Origin of the sequence: Lentilactobacillus kosonis (assembly GCF_003864335.1) — a bacterium.
Lineage (GTDB): Bacteria > Bacillota > Bacilli > Lactobacillales > Lactobacillaceae > Lentilactobacillus > Lentilactobacillus kosonis.
The window spans coordinates 14,305-36,498 of sequence record NZ_BEXA01000008.1; the positions used below are offsets into that span (position 1 = coordinate 14,305).

At 38.8% G+C, this 22,194-nt stretch carries 32 protein-coding genes and 1 pseudogene; all 33 read left to right on the forward strand.

All coding sequences use genetic code 11. The features are described from left to right. The first annotated feature begins 27 nt into the window (after positions 1 to 27). The gene (locus tag NBRC111893_RS10750; RefSeq protein ID WP_160114481.1) at positions 28 to 186 is read left to right on the forward strand and encodes a hypothetical protein; all 159 of its coding nucleotides are present in this window, start codon (positions 28 to 30) and stop codon (positions 184 to 186) included. A gap of 49 nt (positions 187 to 235) precedes the next feature. After that, positions 236 to 697, forward strand: coding sequence for an MreC domain-containing protein (locus NBRC111893_RS09735; RefSeq protein WP_125008932.1), 462 nt, complete (start codon positions 236 to 238; stop codon positions 695 to 697). A 74-nt stretch (positions 698 to 771) separates the two neighbouring features. Continuing rightward, positions 772 to 1,314, forward strand: coding sequence for a terminase small subunit (locus tag NBRC111893_RS09740; RefSeq protein ID WP_125008933.1), 543 nt, complete (start codon positions 772 to 774; stop codon positions 1,312 to 1,314). Beyond that, entirely contained in the window at positions 1,292 to 2,656 is a 1,365-nt protein-coding gene (locus tag NBRC111893_RS09745) for a PBSX family phage terminase large subunit (RefSeq protein WP_125008934.1), read from the forward strand. The genes NBRC111893_RS09740 and NBRC111893_RS09745 overlap by 23 nt, the downstream gene beginning before the upstream one ends. 11 nt (positions 2,657 to 2,667) lie before the next feature. Next, positions 2,668 to 3,054 carry a hypothetical protein gene (locus tag NBRC111893_RS09750; protein WP_125008935.1) on the forward strand — a complete coding sequence of 129 codons (387 nt, stop codon included), beginning with the start codon at positions 2,668 to 2,670 and terminating at the stop codon, positions 3,052 to 3,054. 31 nt (positions 3,055 to 3,085) lie between these two features. After that, positions 3,086 to 4,836: pseudogene (locus tag NBRC111893_RS09760) on the forward strand (phage portal protein). Next, a complete protein-coding gene (locus NBRC111893_RS09765; protein WP_125008938.1) occupies positions 4,772 to 5,623 on the forward strand; it encodes a hypothetical protein in 852 nt (283 codons plus the stop codon). The pseudogene NBRC111893_RS09760 and the gene NBRC111893_RS09765 overlap by 65 nt, the downstream one beginning before the upstream one ends. A 213-nt stretch (positions 5,624 to 5,836) precedes the next feature. Then, complete coding sequence (locus NBRC111893_RS09770; RefSeq protein ID WP_125008939.1) at positions 5,837 to 6,406, forward strand: capsid assembly scaffolding protein Gp46 family protein; 570 nt, start codon at positions 5,837 to 5,839, stop codon at positions 6,404 to 6,406. A gap of 74 nt (positions 6,407 to 6,480) precedes the next feature. Next, entirely contained in the window at positions 6,481 to 7,554 is a 1,074-nt protein-coding gene (locus NBRC111893_RS09775; RefSeq protein WP_125008940.1) for a phage capsid protein, read from the forward strand. A gap of 81 nt (positions 7,555 to 7,635) precedes the next feature. Next, a complete protein-coding gene (locus tag NBRC111893_RS11500) occupies positions 7,636 to 8,205 on the forward strand; it encodes a fibronectin type III domain-containing protein (RefSeq protein WP_225417732.1) in 570 nt (189 codons plus the stop codon). A gap of 13 nt (positions 8,206 to 8,218) precedes the next feature. Then, positions 8,219 to 8,575 (forward strand): hypothetical protein, encoded by a 357-nt coding sequence (locus NBRC111893_RS09785; protein ID WP_125008941.1) that lies wholly within the window; start codon positions 8,219 to 8,221, stop codon positions 8,573 to 8,575. Next, entirely contained in the window at positions 8,575 to 9,177 is a 603-nt protein-coding gene (locus NBRC111893_RS09790) for a hypothetical protein (RefSeq protein WP_125008942.1), read from the forward strand. The genes NBRC111893_RS09785 and NBRC111893_RS09790 overlap by 1 nt, the downstream gene beginning before the upstream one ends. A 4-nt stretch (positions 9,178 to 9,181) precedes the next feature. Beyond that, complete coding sequence (locus tag NBRC111893_RS09795; RefSeq protein WP_125008943.1) at positions 9,182 to 9,424, forward strand: hypothetical protein; 243 nt, start codon at positions 9,182 to 9,184, stop codon at positions 9,422 to 9,424. A gap of 15 nt (positions 9,425 to 9,439) precedes the next feature. Next, entirely contained in the window at positions 9,440 to 9,838 is a 399-nt protein-coding gene (locus NBRC111893_RS09800) for a hypothetical protein (RefSeq protein ID WP_125008944.1), read from the forward strand. Continuing rightward, the gene (locus NBRC111893_RS09805) at positions 9,807 to 10,343 is read left to right on the forward strand and encodes a phage neck terminator protein (RefSeq protein WP_125008945.1); all 537 of its coding nucleotides are present in this window, start codon (positions 9,807 to 9,809) and stop codon (positions 10,341 to 10,343) included. Before NBRC111893_RS09800 ends, NBRC111893_RS09805 begins: the two co-directional genes overlap by 32 nt. Continuing rightward, a complete protein-coding gene (locus NBRC111893_RS09810) occupies positions 10,330 to 11,049 on the forward strand; it encodes a hypothetical protein (RefSeq protein ID WP_125008946.1) in 720 nt (239 codons plus the stop codon). The genes NBRC111893_RS09805 and NBRC111893_RS09810 overlap by 14 nt, the downstream gene beginning before the upstream one ends. A 29-nt stretch (positions 11,050 to 11,078) precedes the next feature. Then, entirely contained in the window at positions 11,079 to 11,423 is a 345-nt protein-coding gene (locus NBRC111893_RS09815; RefSeq protein WP_125008947.1) for a hypothetical protein, read from the forward strand. A 12-nt stretch (positions 11,424 to 11,435) separates the two neighbouring features. Further along, positions 11,436 to 11,981, forward strand: coding sequence for a tail tube family protein (locus NBRC111893_RS09820; protein WP_125008948.1), 546 nt, complete (start codon positions 11,436 to 11,438; stop codon positions 11,979 to 11,981). A 65-nt stretch (positions 11,982 to 12,046) separates the two neighbouring features. Beyond that, positions 12,047 to 12,682 (forward strand): hypothetical protein, encoded by a 636-nt coding sequence (locus tag NBRC111893_RS09825; RefSeq protein WP_125008949.1) that lies wholly within the window; start codon positions 12,047 to 12,049, stop codon positions 12,680 to 12,682. A gap of 31 nt (positions 12,683 to 12,713) precedes the next feature. Continuing rightward, positions 12,714 to 12,926, forward strand: a complete 213-nt coding sequence (locus NBRC111893_RS09830) for a hypothetical protein (protein ID WP_125008950.1) — start codon at positions 12,714 to 12,716, stop codon at positions 12,924 to 12,926. Then, entirely contained in the window at positions 12,927 to 13,742 is an 816-nt protein-coding gene (locus NBRC111893_RS09835) for a hypothetical protein (RefSeq protein ID WP_125008951.1), read from the forward strand. Beyond that, positions 13,688 to 15,145 (forward strand): tape measure protein, encoded by a 1,458-nt coding sequence (locus NBRC111893_RS11715; protein WP_160114482.1) that lies wholly within the window; start codon positions 13,688 to 13,690, stop codon positions 15,143 to 15,145. Before NBRC111893_RS09835 ends, NBRC111893_RS11715 begins: the two co-directional genes overlap by 55 nt. Positions 15,146 to 16,131: 986 nt before the next feature. Further along, positions 16,132 to 17,430, forward strand: a complete 1,299-nt coding sequence (locus tag NBRC111893_RS11720; protein WP_261341450.1) for a phage tail tip lysozyme — start codon at positions 16,132 to 16,134, stop codon at positions 17,428 to 17,430. A gap of 132 nt (positions 17,431 to 17,562) precedes the next feature. After that, the gene (locus NBRC111893_RS09845) at positions 17,563 to 17,859 is read left to right on the forward strand and encodes a hypothetical protein (RefSeq protein ID WP_125008953.1); all 297 of its coding nucleotides are present in this window, start codon (positions 17,563 to 17,565) and stop codon (positions 17,857 to 17,859) included. A 22-nt stretch (positions 17,860 to 17,881) separates the two neighbouring features. Continuing rightward, positions 17,882 to 18,028 carry a hypothetical protein gene (locus NBRC111893_RS10765; RefSeq protein ID WP_160114483.1) on the forward strand — a complete coding sequence of 49 codons (147 nt, stop codon included), beginning with the start codon at positions 17,882 to 17,884 and terminating at the stop codon, positions 18,026 to 18,028. 99 nt (positions 18,029 to 18,127) lie between these two features. Further along, positions 18,128 to 18,748, forward strand: coding sequence for a LysM peptidoglycan-binding domain-containing protein (locus NBRC111893_RS09850; protein WP_125008954.1), 621 nt, complete (start codon positions 18,128 to 18,130; stop codon positions 18,746 to 18,748). Beyond that, a complete protein-coding gene (locus NBRC111893_RS09855; protein ID WP_125008955.1) occupies positions 18,745 to 19,116 on the forward strand; it encodes a phage baseplate plug family protein in 372 nt (123 codons plus the stop codon). The genes NBRC111893_RS09850 and NBRC111893_RS09855 overlap by 4 nt, the downstream gene beginning before the upstream one ends. Next, a complete protein-coding gene (locus tag NBRC111893_RS09860) occupies positions 19,064 to 20,041 on the forward strand; it encodes a hypothetical protein (protein WP_125008956.1) in 978 nt (325 codons plus the stop codon). Before NBRC111893_RS09855 ends, NBRC111893_RS09860 begins: the two co-directional genes overlap by 53 nt. Next, on the forward strand, positions 20,034 to 20,507 hold the full coding sequence (locus NBRC111893_RS09865; RefSeq protein ID WP_125008957.1) for a hypothetical protein: 474 nt from the start codon (positions 20,034 to 20,036) through the stop codon (positions 20,505 to 20,507). The genes NBRC111893_RS09860 and NBRC111893_RS09865 overlap by 8 nt, the downstream gene beginning before the upstream one ends. Beyond that, positions 20,504 to 20,902: a contractile injection system sheath initiator gene (locus tag NBRC111893_RS09870; protein ID WP_125008958.1), complete on the forward strand. Its 399-nt coding sequence runs from the start codon at positions 20,504 to 20,506 to the stop codon at positions 20,900 to 20,902. The genes NBRC111893_RS09865 and NBRC111893_RS09870 overlap by 4 nt, the downstream gene beginning before the upstream one ends. Further along, positions 20,886 to 21,179 carry a hypothetical protein gene (locus NBRC111893_RS09875; RefSeq protein ID WP_125008959.1) on the forward strand — a complete coding sequence of 98 codons (294 nt, stop codon included), beginning with the start codon at positions 20,886 to 20,888 and terminating at the stop codon, positions 21,177 to 21,179. The genes NBRC111893_RS09870 and NBRC111893_RS09875 overlap by 17 nt, the downstream gene beginning before the upstream one ends. Beyond that, complete coding sequence (locus tag NBRC111893_RS09880; protein WP_501184174.1) at positions 21,170 to 21,883, forward strand: baseplate J/gp47 family protein; 714 nt, start codon at positions 21,170 to 21,172, stop codon at positions 21,881 to 21,883. Before NBRC111893_RS09875 ends, NBRC111893_RS09880 begins: the two co-directional genes overlap by 10 nt. Beyond that, positions 21,880 to 22,188: a hypothetical protein gene (locus NBRC111893_RS09885; RefSeq protein WP_125008961.1), complete on the forward strand. Its 309-nt coding sequence runs from the start codon at positions 21,880 to 21,882 to the stop codon at positions 22,186 to 22,188. Before NBRC111893_RS09880 ends, NBRC111893_RS09885 begins: the two co-directional genes overlap by 4 nt. The last annotated feature ends 6 nt before the right edge of the window (positions 22,189 to 22,194 follow it).

Genomic DNA, 22,194 nt, shown 5'->3' on the forward strand with positions numbered 1-22,194 from the left:
TGGTTGGTGGAAATAGGAGTGAGTTTGATGAAGCGTAATGAATTTGGTTATGTGAGTGGATTAGAAACCAAAATAGATAGAGAGCTAAACAAGTGGTGTTTAGATAAACAGATTGAGCGTGTTAACCACAAAGATAGTGAGACAACCATTCAAGTAAAAATTAAGCGTAAAAAGCCAAAAAAGTAGCAGTAAAGTTCAGCATTCCTTAGTACAATGGTTCTAAGGAGATGATGAAGTGTTTTCATATACTGAGATTAGACAGATGGTCAAAGATATTTCAGACGCTGCAAAAAAGTCTAAAAATGCTGAATTGCTAAGTCAAACATTTGAGTTGCAAGGAACGTTCTTAGATTTGATGAGTGAAAATCAGGATTTAAAAGACCAAGTCAGAGATTTAAAAGACCAATTGGCTAATCTATCACAACAAAAAGTGGATAGAGACATGCTTGTAAAATTTCATGATATGTTCGTGGATAAAGATATGTTACAAACTATCAAAAGTACCAGTGTTCCTTTTTCTGATGAGATGTTGGAGCATATGTACTGTTCAAAGTGTCTTCAAGAAAAAGATTCAATGATTTCAATGAATGTTTTAAGACCAGTTGAAAGTGATTCATACACATTGATTTGTCCGTCATGTGGTTACATGGTGTACTTTGGTAAGGATCCAAATAGAGGCAGAGTAAGCTTTTTTTAATGATTTGCGTCGCAGAGATGTGACGCTTTTTTTATACATAAAATTCCAAATAAGGCGAGGTGTGGTGATATGTAATGAGTAAGAAATTAACACCAAAACAACAGAAATTTGCAGACAATTACATTGAAACAGGTAATGCAACTCAGTCAGCACTTGAGGCAGGTTATGCACCTAAGGCAGCTTATCAAACGGGAGCTGAAAACCTCAAAAAACCTCAAATTAAGGCCTATATAGATGCTCAGATGAATGTCTTATCGAAAGGCCACATCATGAGCGCACAGGAAATTTTAGAGCGTCTAACGAGGATAGCAATTGGCGAAGAGAAGGAAACGGTAATCGTGTCTGGTCCTTGGGGTGTTGATAAGGAGCAAAAGCCTGCTGATACTAAAACACAGATTTTAGCTATGAAAGAAATCATGAAACGTTACCCAGATAACGATGAATTGGTTAAACAACAAATTAGAAAGCTTAAAGCCGAAGCAGACATTGCTGAAGCCAAAGTTAAAGTTCTTCAAAATGACAATGATGAACAGATGGATGCCATTAGCGACATCTTGAACAAGATTGATATGAACGTAAAGGAGGCCAACACAGATGAAAGCAACCGCGATGAATAATTTATTTACTGCAAAACAGGTACATGTATTAGACCAGGAACTAAACAACCCCGATTGGCGATTGATGATTAATTACGGTGCCGTTCGTGCTGGTAAGACTTTCGTTGATAACTTTGTGTTCTTATATGAAGTTCGTCATGCTGCCGAAGTTGCTAAGCGATTAGGTAAGAAACATCCACAATATATTCTGGCCGGCGTGTCTAGTAAATCGATTGAAGATAATATCTTAACTGAAATCATGGAAACTTTTGGCCTTAGTTTCAAGTTTGATCAATATGGATCGTTCAAGATTACCTTTCCACATTTGCCAGGCGTGAAAGTCGTTAAGATTCATACAGGTTCAATCAGTGGATTAGGTGCTGTTCGTGGTATGACTGCTTATGGTGCATATGTCAATGAAGCTTCTCTGGCTAATGAACAAGTATTCAATGAAATCAGAAACCGTTGTAATATGCCTGGAGCACGTGTTGTTTGTGATACCAACCCCGATGTACCAACACACTGGTTAAAGGTTAAATATATCGACAATCCCAACAACTCAAAGACGATTATTAGCAATCACTTTGTTATTGACGATAATACGTTCCTTGATCCGGCTTACGTTCAAGCGTTGAAGTCTGATACACCATCAGGGATGTTTAGTGACCGTGCATTACGTGGATTATGGGTTGCTGGTGAAGGCCTTGTATACGCTGACTTTGATAAGTCTAAGAACATCATTAAGTTAGATGACTATGATCATATCAAGAATGAACGGCATTTAACTTATTATGCCGGCGTTGATTGGGGCTTTGAACATAAAGGTGTGATTGTCGTTATGGCCGATGATGAAGACGGTAATACTTACCTGATTGAAGAGCATACCAGACAGCACAAAGATATCGACTACTGGGTCAAGGTGGCTAAAGAGTACCGTGTCAAATATGGTTGGAATATGCCATTCTATGCTGATAGTGCACGGCCTGAATACGTTGACCGTTTCAGAAATGAAAATCTAAATGTGTTTAACGCTTATAAGATTCGACTCACAGGAGTTGAAGTGATTGCCACGTTGATTAAGACGGGGCATTTTTTATGCCTTGATTCAGTCGTTGATGACGATAAATCTAAATTCTTAGATGAGTTATATCAATACATTTGGGATGAAAAATCCGGCGAACCAGTTAAAGAAAATGATGATGTGATGGATTCGATTCGATATGCCAAAGCTACTAAGCAATGGTATGAAAAGCATCACGAAGAAGACAATTTTGAACAGCAAGACACCATCTTATCTAACAGTGGTGTGATTAGTTTTGAAACCAGTGAAGATGATAATCCTTGGAACATGGATTTGCGCTAGGAGGTTAAACAATGGCATTTGAGACACTAGAAGAAATGAATAAAAAGACAACGGCACCAATTACGTTACGAACCTTTGAACCAATGCTTGAGAACAAGCCATTGCAGTTTGAATATAATGGTCAAACCTTTGTGATACCACTTGGCGAAGATGTTCAAGGTATCTTGATTGCATTGATTCAATTAGTTAATGACACGGTTGCTGATAACAATGCGTTCGTTGATACGGATGCTAAGAAAGTGGCTGTTAAGTTTGCTAACGAGTTTATTAAACATAATTCGCAGCTTAAAACTAAGTCACGAATAAGAGACAAAGAACCAATAGCACCAAAGAAAACGAACAAGCCTAAATTTTACACGATTAGTCAGAAGGAGTTGAACAAACTTGGCAGAAAGTAATGATTTATCGGCACACATGCGGTCATTGAACATGTTACCGAAAGGCAAAGAACGTCGAACCGGTAGTCGATATGCTTTCAATGCCAATCAAGAGTACCAGATACCAATAAGTGCCTGGGAAAAATTGGAACCAGCTTCTACTGACTGGATCGAATTTATTCAGTGGTACGTGAATGACCATTTCAGTTATCAACAACCAAGAATTCTTGAGTTAGAGCGCTATTATCAAGCTGATAACAACATTCACTACTGGATTTCTAAGAACCAAAAGAAAAACCGTGCTGATAACCGGATTGCTAGTGCGATTGCTCGTTATATTACTAACATTCAGGTAGGTTATGAATTTGGTACGCCGTTGAAGTTTGGATATACCAATAGTAAAGATGAGAATGATAACGGCGAAGAAATTCTAAATGAATTAGATGTGTTTAACCAGCAAAACAATGAGCCTTATCATGAAAAATCATGGGTAAGAACTTATCTAACACTGGTCGGGCTTATGAGTTGCTGTATGTACCAGAAGGCACGACAACGCCTCAAGTCCAATCTGTTGACCCTAATTCAGCATTTGTTGTTTATAGCACAGATATTAAGCCGATTGAATTGTTTGGCGTTCGTTATTATTCAGTCAACGTTAAAGGACAAATTAATTATCAAGTTGAAGTCTATACCACTACTAACACGTATTACTTTACGGCTGGTGGCACTCCGGATGCTGATTGGAAGCTAGATAACACCACTGAACATCATTTTAAAGCAGTGCCATTAACTGAATTCAAGATGAATGAAGAGCGTGTTGGCCTGTGGGAACCTGATTTAGACAAGATGGATAGTTATGATCTCTTGATATCTGAAATGGTCAACTCACAAGAAGACTTTAATAACGCTTCGTTATTAGTAACCGGTAAGATTGCTAATAATGCATCTAAACCAGAAGTCATGCTTGATAGTGCTGGACGTCCTGTATATCAAAACAAGCAAGGCGGTTACACTGATCAGCCAACTAATGAAGATGGTTCATACAATTCAGAAGTGATGGTTCAAAGAGTACTTGATACACATGCAAATGTTATCTATGTCCGACCATACGTTGTTGACCAACCTAATGGATCGAAGTTGGTAAGTAATCCAACTGCTCAGTATCTTACAAAAGATTTTGATATGAATGGTTGGAAAATCAACATTGACCAGTTAATGTCTGATATTCATAAAGAAACCAACACACCGGATACATCTGACCAGAACTTTGCGGCTAATGCCTCAGGCGTGGCCATGTCTTATAAGTTATTTGGTAGTGATCAAGAGATGTCATTCTCAGAGACACTATACAGTGAAGCAGTACACCGCAGAATGCGCATGTTAGCTTCATATTGGGGCATTATTCCAAATAGCAAGGTAAGTCTATCTAAAGATGTTAACCCGGCTGATAACGTTCAAATCACATTCACTCCAAACCTACCGAAGAACAATCAAGAGACCATTCAAACGGTTCAAGGATTGGTAAGCACCGGCGACGTATCAAAGAAAACTATCCGAGAGATGTTGAGCACTGTCACTGGTATTCCAGAAGACCAAGAAGCACAACGAATTGAAGAAGAACAACAGCAGTCTGGTGATGATACGGCAGATAAGGTTGCACAGGCAATTCAAAAGTTGCATGCCAATGTAAGTCCTAATGATGACAGCGAAGATGACAGTGACACAGGTGGTGATGACAATGGCGACAGTGAAACAAGTCAAAAAGAAGATAACTCAGATGGTCAAGCAGGACAAAAAGAATAGCGACACGATCGATAATTTCTATCATGACGCATTACAGATTGTTGCCAATCATATAAAAGCTTTTTATCTGCAATACGCTGATGACACCGGTCTAAGCTTGAGCCAAGTCACCAAGCAAGTTAACTCATGGGACAAAAGTCAATTTGAGCATGCAATCAATGAATTAATGGGAAACATGTTACCTGATAATGAGTTAGATCAAAGGCTTGCTGTTGCATATGTTGAAGCACAAGGAAATCGACGAGCTCTAATGGGTGCCATTATTGGTGCCAGCATGGATATTGCGACAACCAAGACTAAAAAATTCGCATTGGAAGAGTTAGACCGACAATATGCTGAGGGCTACAATGTTAAGCAATACAACCACATGACTAAAAATCAAGTTCCACAAGATGTTAAGCAACATGATGATTTTCAAGACAGATTGTGGGTTCATAATGATTTAGCCAAATCTAATATGCAGAAAACTTTAAACCAAGCATTGCGAAGTGAGTTAGATAAAGGCCAGTTAAAACAGTTATTAAAAATTATTGCTCAAGATGGTGTTCGGGAAGACAGAAATCTAGCGACTGATTTAAACAAAGCCTTGTCCGGAGTCCATGTATTGGTTAAAGATGAAAGCATTTTAAATTCGAATGCAGGTTATGAAAAAGCCAATGCAGAAAATCCTATGCCAGGATTTGATTACGGATTATTTTGTACTCAAGAAGACGATAACGTTTGTAAAATTTGTGCGCCTTTGGATAGACGTGTATTTTTTGGCGTGATTGCCCAGTGCCAATATTAGATACTCATGTTGGTTGTCGGTGTTGGCGAGTTCGTTGTGATGAATTTGGCCATATTGATCCAAGTGACGACTATTCAAATCCACATGTTTAATCCAACACCTTAACGGGTGTTTTTATTTTGCCTTTTTTCAGCAGGCGTTAAAGAACTGCAATCTAGTGATTCGCACTTAAACCGATATTAGTCCACGTGACTTAAAAAGGAGTTCTTAAAGATGAAAACTAACTTACAATACTTTGCTGAAACTGACCCAAAAGATCCTAAAGATAAACCAGACGATAAGAAGTACACACAAGCTGACGTAAATCGCATGATGTCCGCAAAATCAGATGAAATTACTAAAACATATGAACAGAAAATTGCTGATTTACGTAAAGAAATGACTGACCAATTTACTAGCCAACGTGAAGAGTTAATCGAACAAGGTAAAAAATTGGCTGGTGAAACTGCTGAGCAAGAGGCACAACGCAAGTTGCAAACTCAGTTGGATCAATTGAATTCTCAAAAAGACCAATTGGCTCAACAAGCTCAACACTACAAAGAGATTGAGGCAGTACAGGCAACTGAGCAATTATTAAAGGACAAAGGGATTCCAACCAGCTTTGCTAAAAACTTAAGTGATCTAGATGAAACTAGTCGTCAACAAAATGTTGAGATGTTTGCAAATGCCTGGCAAGAGAATTTAAACCAAGCTGTCCAAGACAAATTAAAAGGCCAAGATAACCCTCAATCTGGTAATGGAGCAGTTGATACTTCTATTTCGAAAGATGACTTTAAAAACTAGATATCAGTGAGCGAATGAAGGTACTTAGCGAAAATCCAGAACTCAAAGACAAATTACTTTAGGAGGCTATCATAATGGCTGCTTTTTCAGGAAACGTCACTGACCTTTCTGCCAATTTCATTCCAGAAGTTTGGTTGCAATGGGTCTATGACAAGACAACAGAAACAAATAACTTTTTCAAATCAGGCATTATTGCGCAAGATCCTGTGTTAGGTAGTTCACTTTTAGGCCAAGGTCTATACGTAACTATTCCTCATACACGTGCTATTGATTCATCAATTGCATCACAACCATGGGATAACAAGCACGATATCACTACCAATTCATTAACTAGTGGGATTGATAACGATGTCAAGATTTACGAAAGCCAATCATTTGGTAATTCAGATTGGGATGACATGGTTACTGGTGCACGTACACTTGACCAAATCACAGCTCAATTCGTAGATTACTGGGGCTCAGTTGATACTCAACGTTTAATCCAAGTGCTTAATGCTACTTTTTTAAATGCTGATATCGCTACTGCTAAATCATTCCACGTTGGCGCCGAAAAAGACTTTGCTGCAACTGACTTTGTTAAAGCTATGGCTCGTATGGGTGATGTGGCCAACAACCAAGTATCTAAGATTGCGGTTAACTCAGGTGTTTACAACTTTATGGTTAACCAAAACTTGATTGACTTTGTTCAACCAAGCGAAGGTGCTACACCAATTGCCAACTACAACGGTATGGCAATCGTGCAAGATGATAAATTACCACTTGCTACTGATGGTACTGCTGCCGCTTATATCTTTGCTCCAGGTGCTGTTGATTACTCAACTGCTGTTGGCCCTAATGGTATTTCAGTAACACGTGATGAAATGGCTCAAGGTGGTATCTCAGCAATTACCCACAAACGTGTTGTAACTACACATATTGCCGGTACTGGTGCTGATATGGCCGTCGAAGCTAACCCACTTAACTGGAAAGCTGATCTTGAAGCTGGTGGCAAAGCATTGTACAAACCAATCAATGATGTACGTGATATCCAAGTTATTAAGTATGGATTCAAGATTGACCCTGATTTTGTTGTGCCTGGCGTTAACTCACCAGCTCCAGCAAAGACTAGTGGTTCAACTAGTTCATCAAGCTCAACTTCGTCAAAATAACCGCCCCTAGTGGTGTAAACATTACACCTACAACTAGCGGGGCACAGATAACAACAAATTAACTAAACGGAGGTAAGTAATTTGGCAGATGCAAAAGATTTAAGCTTACTAGCATTTAAAAAGGGCGACGATACACCTGTTGCAACTGGTGAAAAAGGTACTGGATTAGTAGATATTACTGGTTTAAAGCCTGGAACAGTTGTAAATGATGGTGATTATCAAGTTGCCAACTCAGATGGCACTACATTATCCGGTAAAGTTGATGTTCCAGGATGGACTGTGGCATTGCCATCTGTTCCAACTGCACCAACTATTAGTGCCATAGCAATTGATGGTGGATTTGATTACACAATTACACCTGATGCTAAGAATGCGACTGAAAACGTTGATAAATACACCGTTCACTACACTGCTGAAGGTGGCAAAGAACAAACTCAAGACGTGCCTTATGTTGCTGGTAACGTTACCGGTTCAATTAGTGGTTTAACTGATGGAACTGCTGTAAATGTTGCTGTTACTGCACATAATGCTGGTGGCGATAGTACTGAAAGTTCAGCAGTTGCTGTTACTCCAGTTGCTGCACAACCAACTGCACCTGAAGACGTTACACCAAAGCCAACTGATGACGGTGCTAAAGTCTCAGCTAACTAAGCGGGTGATTTAAATGGCTGATAATCAACTAAATAGCATCACACCAGATGTTATTAAACAAGATTTTAAGATCGTTAAGAACTTTGCTGACGATCATATTCAACGTGCGATTGATTCAGCAGTAAACCAAGTCAAAAGTGACCAAATCGAAGCGACTCATGTTGATGAAGCAACTACTTCATTTGCCAAGCATTTGTTGTATCGTGATTGGTTTATGAGTTATGGTGGTGTGCAATCAGCAGGAACCTTCGGTAATAGCCAATCTATGGTCAATTTCAACGGTTCTGACCCGTATCTACTTAATTACAATGACATTGTTGATAAGTACGGCACAGGACAGAATATGGGCGCTATTTGGACTGAGAGTTAATGGCTAATAAAGATTTCGATATGCTAACACCTGGAATTAAAAAGTTACAAGAGTTAGCTAATTCTAAGGTGTACATTGGTGTACCTTATGATGATGACCATTTGACCATGATCGCATTAGTTCAAGAGTATGGAACAACTATCAAACCTAAAAACGGTCAATTCTTAGCTATCCCGACCGAAAATGCGAAAGGTAAAAAGCCACGTGAGATTCCTGATTTATTTTTCATGCAATCGAAAAGTGGCGCATACCTATTAGCAAGAAATAACGGTGAGGACGATATCGAAGTTTTGTTTATTCTAAGACATTCGGTGACAATTCCTAAACGACCGTTTATTCGGTTCACTTACGACCAACATATCGACGAATGGACAAAATTAATGCGTGATTGGACTTTTGAAGTGCTAATGGGTCGGCTAACAGTTGATGAAGCATTAGCCAAACTTGGTAAACAAGCTGTTGATGATATGAAGCGGACTATAAAAGAATTTAAAAACCCACGTAATGCACCACTGACTGTTGCTAACAAAGGGTTTGATGACCCATTGATTGACACTGGTAAGATGATGAACTCCATCACGTGGCATATAGAAAGAGGGTAGAAGCATGGCTTTAAAAATTGTTATGGTCAAGGCCAAACAAGATGATAACGGCAATTACATTGCTCCTAATCGTTACACTGCTAAACCTGAAGATATTGTTGATTCAGGCGAAGCGAGCGTACAAATTTCCGGTTATAAATCAGGTGATGTGATCCCTGATGGTGCTTACTATGTTGGTTTCTACAATGACCAACTAGAAAAGTTTTTAGGAACTTTCCAAAAGGTTGCTGGATTTACAGTCCAATAGAAAGGACTGATAAATATGTTTGATAACTTCGACAATTTTAGCTTCATTGATGACATGTTGGCTGAGCCACTGACCATCACGGTACCGGGTGTTGATACTCGTAAACGGGATGAACACGGACATCCAATCATAGAAGAAGCTAAGACTTTTAAAGTTGAAGAAGCAATCGTCAACAATACGAACCCTAACTTTCAAATTGATATGGGTGTTGGTGGTACACAGACTGTTGGGACATTGTATTGGCGTTCTAAAACCAGTGGTTATCCTAAGGGCACTCAAGTTGTCCGAGATGAGCAACCTAATATCAATTATGAAGTGACAGCGTATGCTGACGATCCAGCCGCTGGATTAACTTATTATTCTTTGAAAGAGGTGGGAGCTAATGAACAACGACCAAACCTCGACCAATTCTAATGAGTGGAATTTGTACCAGCAAATCGATGATGCAATCATTGCACAAATTAAAAAATATGCGCCTGAACTTGAAGTAACGCTAGAGAATGTTAAAGGTGAAAGACCTGCATACCCTTACGTGTCGATCAGTATCTATGACGATGACGACCAACAGGAATTTAATACGATTGAGAACGAGCCATTTAATATCCACATGGATTTAAAGGCCGTATCAAATATCGAAACAGAAGCTAAAGCAATCGGAATGTGGTTGCGGAAGCTTCTTTTTTTGCACCAACCACAAGCAGAGTTGCTAGACCAACATATCGTTGCGGTTAGTGTTTCAACGATTCCAAATGTAAATACTTATCTCGATGTAGATTGGGAATTTATCGCCGGCGCTGATTACACACTTCAAGTCCAAGACGATTTCCAAGATGATACACAACCGGGCTATATCAGTCATGTATCACCAAAAATAACTTTTAAAAATACTAAAGGAGCTGAATTAAATGACACAAATTAAACATCGTTCTGATGTCCATTTCGTTGTCTCTATCAAGGCTTTAACTAATGATGGTGTTTTCCCTGATGTTGCTATCGCAGTTCAGGGTAAAGACACCAATAGCACTGCTAAAACCTATGCAAGTCTTGAAGATTTATCAGTAGATTTCCCTGAAAATACTAAGACTTATGCACAAGCTGAAGCTATCTTTGACGTTGATTCTTTCAACAATAACTTGTTGGAAGTCATCACTTATCCTAATGCTCCAGTTGCTACACCAAGCAATGTTCAAGTAACACCAACCAACTCAGGAGCACAAGTTACTGCAACTACAACTCCGGGTATTGTTTCAGCAATGCAAGGACACATGTGGGATGGATTTAAATATCTCATTACTGATGACGTGCCAGAAGCTGACTTAGAAGCATTAACTGATGCTTTATATGATGCTCAACGTGTAATGCTATTTGTTCAAGCTAAATCAGTTGATGATTTTGTAAAACTACAAACTCACGTGGCATCTTACCAAAACAAGCCTAACAAGTTAGGTAATACTGCAATTTTGGTAGACGCATCAGACAATAGATTCCCTGCTGCACAATTAGTTGCTTATGCATCTACTAACGTGCCAACAGATATCATGCATATCAGTAATCTGTCAGAAATGGCTGTTGACCAAATCTTAGTGATGATGATGTTGACCAAATTACTAGTCTTAATGGATTAGCAATCGTCAATAAGTCTACCGACGTAACTATGAATGCCGGGAAAGCAATTGCTGGTAACTTTGTTGATCAATTTGTACATTCGCAAATCGTCATCGACGGTTACACCAATTTCTTACAACATTACCTAAACACTCATAACTGGCCAGCTTACACAGATAAAACAATCTTGGAAATGAAGACTGGATTGGAAACATTAGGAACCAAGTATTTCACTATGGGAATTCTAGCTTTCCAACCAACATTCAAGTATGTTCCACGTGCCAAAGTGCTTAATTCACTTGTTGCTGAACGTGAATACAATGGCTTCTCTTCTGATGAAGAGATCCAAGACGACATTGAGAACATCAATGCCAAACTCGATTTAACTTTATAGGAGGGATAACACATGCCAAGAATTAATCTTTCAAACGGTAAAGAAGTTAACCTTTATTCTTCCCGTTTTATTCATGTTGTTTTAACCTTGCATGCTACTGGCGATTCAGAAGAAATCGGTGGCTTCCAAAATGGTGAAGCTTTTTCTTCTCAACGTACTAACGCCGCTGTAACTCAACAAGGAGATTTCCACGGTAACTCAAACTTCTTCGATTCAGAAGATGAAAGTGGACAAATGACTTTCAACACAATGCCAGCGTCCTCTTCGACTGAGAAGTTTGGGACGCTTTTTGATTGGCAGCAAAACTCGCAACCTGGAGTGGATGATTTCATCAACATCACGGTAACCAATGCAGATACTGGTCAAATCATTGCTGGTGAAGGTGGACGTATTCAAGGAATTCCGCAAGACCAGGCTAATGAAACAGCATTCTCACTACCATGGGTTGTTCTATTTAGTCGATACACTGACAACTGGAGAACGCCAAAAGAACCAATGTATGCGGACTTATCAGATAATACTAAGATTGGCAATTACATGAACTCAGCAAATTCATAAAAAATAATTAACCATGATGAGACCGCCGTTATGGGCGGTCTTTTTTTATAAGGAGAAAAATAAATATGTCTGAAAAAAATGAAGAACAAACAGCAGTTGATCCTAAAGTTTTAAAAATGATGAACAATAATGTTCCTCGCCACGTCACCTATACAGATGACAAGGGTGAAAAGCATACCGTTGATTCCACCGTTCAAGATCCAGGTATTGGTATTGCGGGACAAATCTTAGATGACACTAATATTGGCGATAATGAAGCCGATTATGGGGAAATCTTTGATTTAATCATGAACAATGTGTTGATTACACCTAAATATAACTATGAAATCCTTAACAAGGATCTTAAAAAGTCAGAACAAACTAAGACTATTAAATTGAAGAACCGTGATGATGAAGAAATTTCATTGGTATTGACCTTCCCTGGATATCGTGATGCTCTACAAATCATGATGAGCTCAAACAAAACCAACGGTGGTTCTAATTTCATGGGTACTTTGGCCACATTAACTAAATCAGTTATTCGTGATGCTCAAGGGCATTCAATCGATATGGAATTCTGGGACAAAGGTTCTAAAGGTGACGGTATTGCAATTAGTGCTTATCAACAAGCATTGGAATTCCTTGGAGGTGCGCTAAACAAAGACGGTTTGTTATATGTCCTTGTTGATGCACTTCAGTTTTGTCAAACGACGTTACGATAATTCGCAAGCAAAACAATTAAATGAAGATGATGTGGACAAGATAGCTCGTGACAATATGGGTTTTCTTTGGCCACGTTTTTGGTTGGGCATGTCAAAAGAAGATGTTGACCGCTTGAGCCAAGATGAATTTTTTGAAGCTAATGTTTTAAGTGCCAAAATGCGTGAGGACGTTGAAGAAATGATTGCGCATGCTGTAACTCGCGGAATTGCTGAACTTTTCAATAGTGGGAAAGGGGGCAAATAGATGGCCGAAAGCGAAGTTAAACGTGCTGGTATTGGTATTAATGTCGCTATTGACGGCTTAGATGGCTTAACGAAAGTTAATGAATTAGTTGATCGTTTACACGAAAAAGTTAAACCATTAACTGAAAATATTAACCAAATGCGAGATGCATTTAACCATTTTGGTGGAACAGACAATCTTGCCAAAGCTGGTTCTTCAGTAGACAAGTTATCTAACGGTTTAAACGAGGCTAGAAAAGCCACTCAAACCGTCAATATCACGATCAATGATATGCACAAATCTTTGAGTGGCATTTATGATGCTGGTAAAAAGGCACAAGACGGACTTAACTTTAGTTCAACAGTTAATAAATCGAATAAGTTGGTAAACGAGTTACAAGACAACCTAGGACGTTTGAACAGTAATGGTGTTGGCAAAGTTAAGGGCGAATTTCACGGAATTGATGAAGCAGTTACATCTGCTTCAAAATCTATGAAAGAGTTTTCTGGAAAAACTAATCAGTCGGTAGAAAAAGCATCCGCGGAAACTCGTAAATTGGGTGATACATTAAAGTCGACTGGTGACGAAGCTCATAAATCAGGCCATAGAATTAGAGATATTGTTGCTGGTTCATTCATTGCAAATTCAGTAATAAACTCTTGGTATAGTCTTAAATCGGCAATTGGTGGTGCCTTAAAAGCTGGCGAAGAGTATGACAAGGAACAGCAAGTCATGCACGCTACCTGGGATACTCTGACTGGTGACGCAAAAAAGGCGAAAAGATGGTTACGGCCATTAATAAAATCTCAGTTCAATTTGGTCAATCAGCGGATTTAGTTAATGAATTAAATCAGCAGTTTTACCATGTTCTGGATAAACAAGGCCCAACGGATCAGTTAACTAAATCTGTTTTAACCCTTGCTGATACACTTGGCATGGGTGCACAGAACGTTCAACGGTTGGGGCTTAACTTTACTCATATGATGTCGTCTGGCAAATTACAACTAGGCGATTTCAATATGATTACTGACCAATTGCCAATGTTCGGAGAAAGATTACTTGAATACGAACGCAAAGCAATGAAGAACAGTAGTTTATCAATGTCTAAGTTACGTGACGACATGTCAGCTGGTAAAGTTTCTGCTAAAGATGCCGAAGCCGTTATGAATGGTTTGGGAAAGAAGTATGCCGAAGCATCTGAAAACATGATGAAGACTATTTCTGGTATGCAACGTGTGATTGCTGCTCGTAGTAAAGCATTATCAGGTGCGTTGATTAAGCCAATTATGAATGCCAAGAACCCTTTGTTCGGGGCTATTTCTAAATGGGTTTCTGATCCAAGAACTGAAACTGAATTCAATAAAGTTGGTAAATCAATGTCCAAAGGCCTTGGCACAATAACTGAGGCCTTTTCTAAAGCAATTAATCCGAAAAATGCTCCACATTTTGCTGACAATATGATGAAAAATATTGCTAATGGGGTTACTTCACTTTCAAAGTCAATTGCAAAGAATGCTAGTTCAATTGTTAATTTCTTTAGTTCGCTGGCCAGTTCCATCAAAATTATCACAACCATTAGTGTTGGTTTTGCTAAAGGATTAATATCAGGTTTAAATGCTATTTTGACTCCAATGGTTAAATTAGGTGATCATAAAAAAGATGTTGGCGGTTTTGCTGGTGCGCTTAAAAGTATCTCTAAACAAAAAAGCAGCCTAGAGTCCGTTGGGCGTGCTTTATCAGCTGCATTTGTATTTTCTAAAATAACTGATTTTAGTAGATCTTTATCAGGAGCTCGTAAAAGTATTTTAGCCTTTACTGATACTGAAAAGTTAATGAGTATGAAGACCCTTAAAGCAGGTTTGATTGGCTTAGGAGCACCATTAAAGTCCGTTATTCTTCAAGTTGGTACATTGACAGCTGAATTACTAGCCAATCCATGGACTTATGTAGCGTTAGCAATCGTGGCAGTTGGTGCCGCTTTGGTTAAGCTATACAAGAGCAACACTAAGTTCCGTAAATTTGTTAATGGAATTGCTAAGGATGCTCAAAAGCATTTGGTCAAGTTGCTAGAGACGTTGGTCATATGGTCAAAGTCGTTTCACCTGCAATCAATGCCATGGCTAAATTTATATCTCAAACTTTTGGTAGGATTGCCAAACAATCTAAAAAGCAATGGGGCAACATGTGGGGCCAAATCTTCAATGTTGTTAAATCTGCTTACCGAACAATCAGATCCTTAATTGAGACTATCTATGACTTTATTACTGGCCGTTGGGGTCGTTTAGGTAAGGATATGAAGAAACTTACCAGCAATATGTGGGACACCATTAAGAATGTCTTCAAGGCTGGTTATACCTATGTTGATGATTTAACTGGTGGTCGGTTATCCAAGCTAATCAAAGCATTTCAAAATGCCTGGGATACGATTGGCAAAGGTTGGCATGACTTTTGGAACGGTCTAGACAAATGGATGGGCAATCTTTGGAATAACATTGTTAAAACTGTACAAAACGGGATTAACGGTGTTATTAAAGTTCTTAATGCTGGTATCGGTGGCATCGACTCAGTTATCCATTTCTTTGGTGGTAAATCAAACACCGTAAGCAAAATTAGTCCAGTGCATTTGGCAACTGGTACTGGTGTCTTTGCTGGCCAACGAAAAGCAATTATCAAACCAACTATGAGTATCTTAAATGATGGCCATGATTCACCACAAACGCATAATCACGAAGTGATCATGCATGCTAATGGCGGATTAGAAGAAGTCCGTGGTACTAACGTTATGAAGATGTTAGAACCACAAGCCGAAGTCTTTAATGCTAGTGAAGCACGTGAGTTAGGTTTAACCCACTTTGCTAAAGGTACCGGATTCTTAGGCAACGTTCTAAAAGGCGTTAAGAGTGTGGCATCTGATGCAGTTGGTGCGGTTGATAATGGCGTTGCTGGTATTGGGTCATTCGTTTCTAAAGCATGGTCTGGTGCTAAGAATTTGGCTAAGATTTTAACTAAAATCGGTGGCCACCCAGTTAAATATTTGAATAGTTTGATGAAAAGGCCAACGAGCAAAACACCGATCATTAGTGATTTTGCGACTGGCTTTTATTCTAATGTGAAGAGCCAAGCCAATGACTGGTGGAGCGAAGTTTGGAACCAGATTTCAGGAGCTGCCAAAGATGGTGGTGGAGCTGGAACTGGTGGAACTTGGCGCCATAATCCAGGCATGAGCATGACTGACCGTTTTGGTGATAGTCGTTCATTTGGTTCTCATGATGGTGTTGATTTCTCTGGGCCAATGGGTTCAGCAATTCTTGCTGTCCATGGTGGTACTGTTACCAGAACTGGTAATCCTGTTTGGGATAAAGCCGCTTTGGGAGATGTTATTACTGTTGCATCATCTGATGGTTGGCAAGAAATTTACCAGGAATTTGGTGGCATGAATAACATCAAGGTAAAAAAGGGCGATGTTATCAAGACTGGTCAACGAATTGCTACATTAGGGGCTTTAAATGGTTCCGGTAGTGGTTCTCATGTTCATATTGGTGTCGCTCATGGTTCTCTATGGGATCATGGTGGAACTAATACACATGGTTGGTATGACGTTACTAAAATGCATGGCAATAGCAATGGAACACCTAAAGGCGGTTCTAAGAATAAGAAAGATAACTCTTACTTATCTAAACTAGTCAAAGTTGAATTAGGTTCAGGCATGTTCAAGTGGATTAAAAAACACTTGGCACCATTATTCTCTGATGCTACTGGTGCAATGGGTGATGTTGGCTTATCAGGTGGACTTGCTCAACATGCCAGAGAGATTGCTAAAGCTTTGAAGTCAGCTTATCCCGCTGCTAAAGATGGTGGTATTGCCGGGGTTTTAGGTAACTGGATTCAAGAGTCAAGACTTGATCCAAGTGCCATTGATGCGGCTGACCATGGTTCTGGATTAGGACAATGGACTTTTGGACGTGAAACAGCCATGAGAAATTGGACTAAGAAACATGGTTATGCTTGGAACTCAGCTAAAGGCCAATTGGACTTTGCTCTGCACGAACCTGGAATGGCTTCATCATTCAAATCAACTTTGCGTATGTCTAGTCCCACCGAAGCCGCTCGTCATTTCTTCGCTGGATGGGAGTCTGGCGGTAATGAGGATGCAACTGGTGGTACCCGTATTAAGAATGCTCAAACTGCCTATAATGCCATTAAACACATGGCCAAAGGTGGCAATCTTAAAAAGGGCGACTTATCAATTGTGGGTGAGCAAGGTTATGAATTAATCAAAGCTACTCAAGATGCCAAAGTAATTCCACATGGAAAATCTGTTGGTATCATGAATGATTTATCTAAATCTAGTAAAGGCAAAGCTTCAGTTAAGATTGATGCTCCAGTTAACATCACGATTAATGGGAATGCTGATAATTCAGCCGTTAACCAAATTGATAAGGCTATCTCTAAGCACAATGATGACCTTGTTGAAAAGCTGCGTGAATTCTTTGGATTCAATGACGATGGAGGATTGAAGGTCTAATGGTTAAAAAGAAAAAGCTAAAACCAATTACGGACAATGATATTTTAAAAGGCCTGGAACCTGGTTTCCGGATGTCTTTAAGAAATAAATCCAGTACGAGTCCAACTCGTATTGATTACAACCCGTCAACTTATGCTAAAAAGAGTAAAAGCATCAAACTTGAGTGGCAAAAGTGATAAATACATTAATCAAAAGACTAACGAGTGGAAACAAGTTGTCACGATTGATGCAGATAAGATTGTTAATGCCCAACAAGTTATCAAAGACCAACAACCAGCTATCCATAAATATCAAGATGAATTGAATAAATCAAATGGTTATATTCAAATTCATGATGCATACGTTTCTAGAACTAAGGATTTAGAGAAGCAACAGGAAGCTTTGAAAAAGGCTAAGAAAAAATCCGAAAAGAAAAAACATTCAAACTAAAATTGATGCTGATAAAAAGCAAATGAAATCTTTAGCAGGCAAGATAAAAACAATTGAGAGCAAAACAGGTTACAAAAAAGACCGCGAGGCATATGACAAGGCAAATAAACTTATCAAAAATGCTCAAAAAGTCATCAAGTCTAAAAAAGCTTTAAAAAGCTTTGGATAAACAAAAATTGGCTAAATATCAGGCTGAACAGAAAAAGCGTAATGCTAAAAAAAAGAAGGCTGAGCAAAAAGCTAAATTTAAAAAAGAATCCAAAAGAAGATGAAAGCTGCTGAAAAACTTTATCAGGGACGAACAGCAGTTTATCGGGCTGATTTAAAAACTGATCGGGTTTATATGTTGGCTGAGGTTTCACCACAAGAAAGTATCACGATTAACACCAATACCAATCCAAAAGATGGTGCTGATACTCGAACAGATTACACAATCGAAGATTCTAAAGAACTCTCAGGAACATATTACCTATACGGCAAGTCGTGGGCTGATCGTGATAATCAATATCGAATTTTACAAGGCTGGGCACGTAAAGGTATTGAAGTGGTCGTTAAAGGATTCTCAAAACTCGCACATTGTTATATTACTGGGATTGGTAAGAGTTCAGATATACCATATAAGAACGTTTTGACACTTCAACTTACTTTCACATATTCAATGAAATATCCGATTAAGTATTCCAAACAAAAAAAGAAGTCAAAAAGCCTTGGTAAAACATCAACCACTAAAGGTAAACCAGCTAAACATAAGTATGTAAAAGTTAAGGCTGGTGTGACTTTGATTGAGATTGCTCGTGATAAAGGACTCAAGATTTCTGAAATTAAGAAGCTTAATAAAAAAGTTGGCGATTTATCCCTTAAACCAGGTCAGGAGGTGCGAATTCAATGAGTAAACGAGTGGCGATTGAAGTAGACCCAGAGCAGATGCCATATACCACAGATGTAACACTAGGTGGCAATGACTATCAGTTAACTTGGCAATGGAATGATATTGATCGTCATTTTACCGTTGATATTGCTGATGCTGGTGGAAATCCAATCTATAAAGGTGAAGTTGTTATTTGGGGACAAGCTTTGTGGAGACTAATTAATTTCCCAGGCTTGCCAACTGATAGTATTGTGCCGGTTGATGAGTCTGGCCAAGAACATGACATTGACCCAGGCACATTTGGCGATACAGTATTGCCTTTAATTGATGATATTGATGACGACGATTATCAACCGGAAACGAATAGTGGTGATGATGATGACGGTTAAATTCAAAACTACTTTAAAAGGTTATTACTCAAATTATCGTGATGAAATTGAAATCACTCATGGTAAAAAGACTTTTAAAATTACTAGTGCAACTAATGCACAGATTGATTACGACGTGACTAGTGATGATGGTGGTGCACCTGGGAGTTGTACAGTAACTTTGTATAACGTCGCCAAAGAAAGCCTAAATGATTTCGCTAAAGGTGACCATATTGTATTAAAGTCTGGCCCAGCTGATTTGTATGGAATTTTGACCGAGGGTGACATTACTAAAGTAAATGTTGAGGCCAAAGATGGCCAAGACCGTGCCACAGTTATTTCTTTCACAGAAGGAGCTGATTACACTAAGTTACCTAAGATGCAATCTAAATTCAATGGTTCGAAAATGGTCAAAAAGACTGTGACTGTAGGCAAGAAAAAAATCACTTATACCAAGAAGCAAGTTAAGAAATTAAACATAACTTTTAGAAATAAAGTGACAGCTATGCAATTAATCAGTCGAATTAAAAGTGAAGCCAAAATTAAAATATCTTCGATTAAATTAAAAGAAAATCACGTATACAAAAAAGGCTATACGATTTCTTCAAAGCCTTTAGCAGTGCTTAAATCAATTGTGAAAGATTGTAAGAGCAAAATGTATTATCGTCATGGCTCTCTAGTCATTGAAACCGGTGCTGATGTTAATCCATACAATGAGCATCTATTCTTATCACTGAATACAGGCTTAAGAAGTTTGCCAGTGGCTAATGATGGTGACGGTGGCGAGTCTACTTTCACGCTTGAATGCGAGGAAGACCCTAGAATTGTAGCTGGCTCAGCAGTTGATGTTGATTCAGAAATATTAAAGGGGACTTATCGGGTTAAGAATGCTCATCACACACACGACCGAAGTAGTTATGGAATGGAGTTGACCGTGCATGCCTAAACCGAGAAAAAAATCAGTGGATCCAAATAACAAGTTAGTAAATTTCTTGGATGATGAATTTTTACCAATGTTAGCTTCGCAAGTCCATACACATCTAATTGGTCGTGTTATTTCTTACAACAAAGAAAAAGCAGTATGCGATGTTCAACCACTTGCTTTACAGTCTGACGGCGACAAGCGAGCTCCATTGGCAAATGTCATCGTTCCGGATAATATCAACATGATTAATGACATTGTCGAATTTGCCAAATGGGCAAATGGACATACGCATCCAACTGTTGGTGGACCAACACCTGCCATGCCTGAAGCAATCTTGAAGCATTCATTTAAAGTTGGTTCGGTCGTTTGGGTTGGAATTGCTGATACCGAATTGGATAACTGGACTGGTAAATCTAACTTTAAAATTGAAACAAAACGACAACACAGTGTTAATGATGCTGTGGTCGAGGAGGTGCTAAAGCCATGATTGCATTTGGTTTAGATGACACCGGAGATTTAGATTTCAATTCAAACACAGGTGTTTTTAACATGATTGACACTGATCAAGAATTAGCACAAAAGTTATGGATTGCCTTAGGTATAAACGTTGCTGAGTTGCCTTGGAATGAAGACATTGGATTAAATCAACTAGATTTGATTATGAGTGGCGATGATCAAACAGCCATTCAAACGCTGTTGGATGATTACTTACAAACTCAATGGGCAGACACATATGACAACATTGATGTGACTGAATTTAAAGTTGATAACTTGAATAGATTAACTGAACTATCAGCAACGGTTACATTAAAAGATGGCTCTGTGGCCATGGCTTCAGTAGAACAAAGGACAGGAGATGATAATAATGCCAATGACGAATAATGGCTATGACCGCCCCGAAATTGGCGAATTAAGGGATGATATCAATGCTTTGTTTATTCAATATTTTGGTGAGGGAATTGATTTAGATGATGATCAGACTCCTGGACTTTTAGCTGGTGTTTTATCAGAAAACAATGATCAAATTGAAAAGATTGGCCAAGGCGTGTATAACGCTTTTTTTGTACTCAAAGTTCAGGTGCTAACCTCGATGACATCGGTGCAGAAGAAGGATTATATCGAAAATCTGCTAGCAATAGTAACGTTACTTTGCAAATAGACGCCGATCCTAATACTATGATCCCCGAAGGTACTCAATTCTCTACTGATGATGCACAGATATTTGAAACAACTGATGATTTAACTGTTGGGGAAGCGACATCTTATGTTGATGAAGGTGGGATTGTGCAACCATTACAAGATGATGATGGTAACCCTTTAGGCCGTGGCACCGTGTCCGCCGTATCACAAGATACTGGTGCAGAAATGAATGTCATGCCTGGAACAATCATTAACTCTGAAGAAGCTCTAGATGGTTTCAATGCAGTTACTAATATCAATGGTGCTCAAGGCGGAGGAGATATTGAAACTGACGATCAATATCGAATTAGAATTCTAGAAAACAGAAAGCATCCCATCAATTCAACGATTTCAGGTATTGAAACTGCTTTAATCAATGTTACTGGCGTTGAGGACGTACGAATTGTCAATAATATTGAAATGACACCTGATGAATATGGTAATCCTGCTAAATCAATTCATGTTTATGTAATCGGTGGTTTACCAGACGATATTGCTCAGGCTTTATTTGACGTCTTACCTCCAGTCACTAAAACTGTTGGCAGTGTGGCATCAATTGCTAAAGATATTGGTGGAAAATGGTACCGATTATGTTTGATCGTGCCACAACTGTACCTGTATTTATTGAAGTGGATATTCATGCTGATACTGCTACATTTGATTCAGATAATGGTGAGTCAATGATTAAGACCAATATTATGAATTATTTCGATACATTATCAATGGGTGATGCTGTGCTATATTCTCGGTTATTTGCACCCGCATATTCTGCTCCAGGTGTAAATGATGCCACAATTAAATTAGGCACTAAATCACCAGTCAATGATCCTGAAACAGTTAGTGTTAATCCAACAGTTGATGGTGCACAAATAAGCATTACTTTGTCACCTAATTCAGGTACATTGCTAACTCAGGATATTGCCGTTTCAGATTTTCAATTAGCACAAACAAGCTTTGACAACATCGTAATAAACATTACGTATGATTAGGAGGTA

Bases quoted from the DNA above. Each gene is read 5' to 3' on its own strand.
- NBRC111893_RS10750 (WP_160114481.1), top strand. From the start codon at position 28: ATGAAGCGTAATGAATTTGGTTATGTGAGTGGATTAGAAACCAAAATA.
- NBRC111893_RS09740 (WP_125008933.1), top strand. From the start codon at position 772: ATGAGTAAGAAATTAACACCAAAACAACAGAAATTTGCAGACAATTAC.
- NBRC111893_RS09745 (WP_125008934.1), top strand. From the start codon at position 1,292: ATGAAAGCAACCGCGATGAATAATTTATTTACTGCAAAACAGGTACAT.
- NBRC111893_RS09750 (WP_125008935.1), top strand. From the start codon at position 2,668: ATGGCATTTGAGACACTAGAAGAAATGAATAAAAAGACAACGGCACCA.
- NBRC111893_RS09765 (WP_125008938.1), top strand. From the start codon at position 4,772: ATGGCGACAGTGAAACAAGTCAAAAAGAAGATAACTCAGATGGTCAAG.
- NBRC111893_RS09770 (WP_125008939.1), top strand. From the start codon at position 5,837: ATGAAAACTAACTTACAATACTTTGCTGAAACTGACCCAAAAGATCCT.
- NBRC111893_RS09775 (WP_125008940.1), top strand. From the start codon at position 6,481: ATGGCTGCTTTTTCAGGAAACGTCACTGACCTTTCTGCCAATTTCATT.
- NBRC111893_RS09785 (WP_125008941.1), top strand. From the start codon at position 8,219: ATGGCTGATAATCAACTAAATAGCATCACACCAGATGTTATTAAACAA.
- NBRC111893_RS09790 (WP_125008942.1), top strand. From the start codon at position 8,575: ATGGCTAATAAAGATTTCGATATGCTAACACCTGGAATTAAAAAGTTA.
- NBRC111893_RS09795 (WP_125008943.1), top strand. From the start codon at position 9,182: ATGGCTTTAAAAATTGTTATGGTCAAGGCCAAACAAGATGATAACGGC.
- NBRC111893_RS09800 (WP_125008944.1), top strand. From the start codon at position 9,440: ATGTTTGATAACTTCGACAATTTTAGCTTCATTGATGACATGTTGGCT.
- NBRC111893_RS09805 (WP_125008945.1), top strand. From the start codon at position 9,807: ATGAACAACGACCAAACCTCGACCAATTCTAATGAGTGGAATTTGTAC.
- NBRC111893_RS09810 (WP_125008946.1), top strand. From the start codon at position 10,330: ATGACACAAATTAAACATCGTTCTGATGTCCATTTCGTTGTCTCTATC.
- NBRC111893_RS09815 (WP_125008947.1), top strand. From the start codon at position 11,079: ATGAATGCCGGGAAAGCAATTGCTGGTAACTTTGTTGATCAATTTGTA.
- NBRC111893_RS09820 (WP_125008948.1), top strand. From the start codon at position 11,436: ATGCCAAGAATTAATCTTTCAAACGGTAAAGAAGTTAACCTTTATTCT.
- NBRC111893_RS09825 (WP_125008949.1), top strand. From the start codon at position 12,047: ATGTCTGAAAAAAATGAAGAACAAACAGCAGTTGATCCTAAAGTTTTA.
- NBRC111893_RS09835 (WP_125008951.1), top strand. From the start codon at position 12,927: ATGGCCGAAAGCGAAGTTAAACGTGCTGGTATTGGTATTAATGTCGCT.
- NBRC111893_RS11715 (WP_160114482.1), top strand. From the start codon at position 13,688: ATGGTTACGGCCATTAATAAAATCTCAGTTCAATTTGGTCAATCAGCG.
- NBRC111893_RS11720 (WP_261341450.1), top strand. From the start codon at position 16,132: ATGACTGACCGTTTTGGTGATAGTCGTTCATTTGGTTCTCATGATGGT.
- NBRC111893_RS09845 (WP_125008953.1), top strand. From the start codon at position 17,563: ATGCTAAAAAGAGTAAAAGCATCAAACTTGAGTGGCAAAAGTGATAAA.
- NBRC111893_RS10765 (WP_160114483.1), top strand. From the start codon at position 17,882: ATGAAATCTTTAGCAGGCAAGATAAAAACAATTGAGAGCAAAACAGGT.
- NBRC111893_RS09850 (WP_125008954.1), top strand. From the start codon at position 18,128: ATGAAAGCTGCTGAAAAACTTTATCAGGGACGAACAGCAGTTTATCGG.
- NBRC111893_RS09855 (WP_125008955.1), top strand. From the start codon at position 18,745: ATGAGTAAACGAGTGGCGATTGAAGTAGACCCAGAGCAGATGCCATAT.
- NBRC111893_RS09860 (WP_125008956.1), top strand. From the start codon at position 19,064: ATGACGACGATTATCAACCGGAAACGAATAGTGGTGATGATGATGACG.
- NBRC111893_RS09865 (WP_125008957.1), top strand. From the start codon at position 20,034: ATGCCTAAACCGAGAAAAAAATCAGTGGATCCAAATAACAAGTTAGTA.
- NBRC111893_RS09870 (WP_125008958.1), top strand. From the start codon at position 20,504: ATGATTGCATTTGGTTTAGATGACACCGGAGATTTAGATTTCAATTCA.
- NBRC111893_RS09875 (WP_125008959.1), top strand. From the start codon at position 20,886: ATGCCAATGACGAATAATGGCTATGACCGCCCCGAAATTGGCGAATTA.
- NBRC111893_RS09885 (WP_125008961.1), top strand. From the start codon at position 21,880: ATGATTAAGACCAATATTATGAATTATTTCGATACATTATCAATGGGT.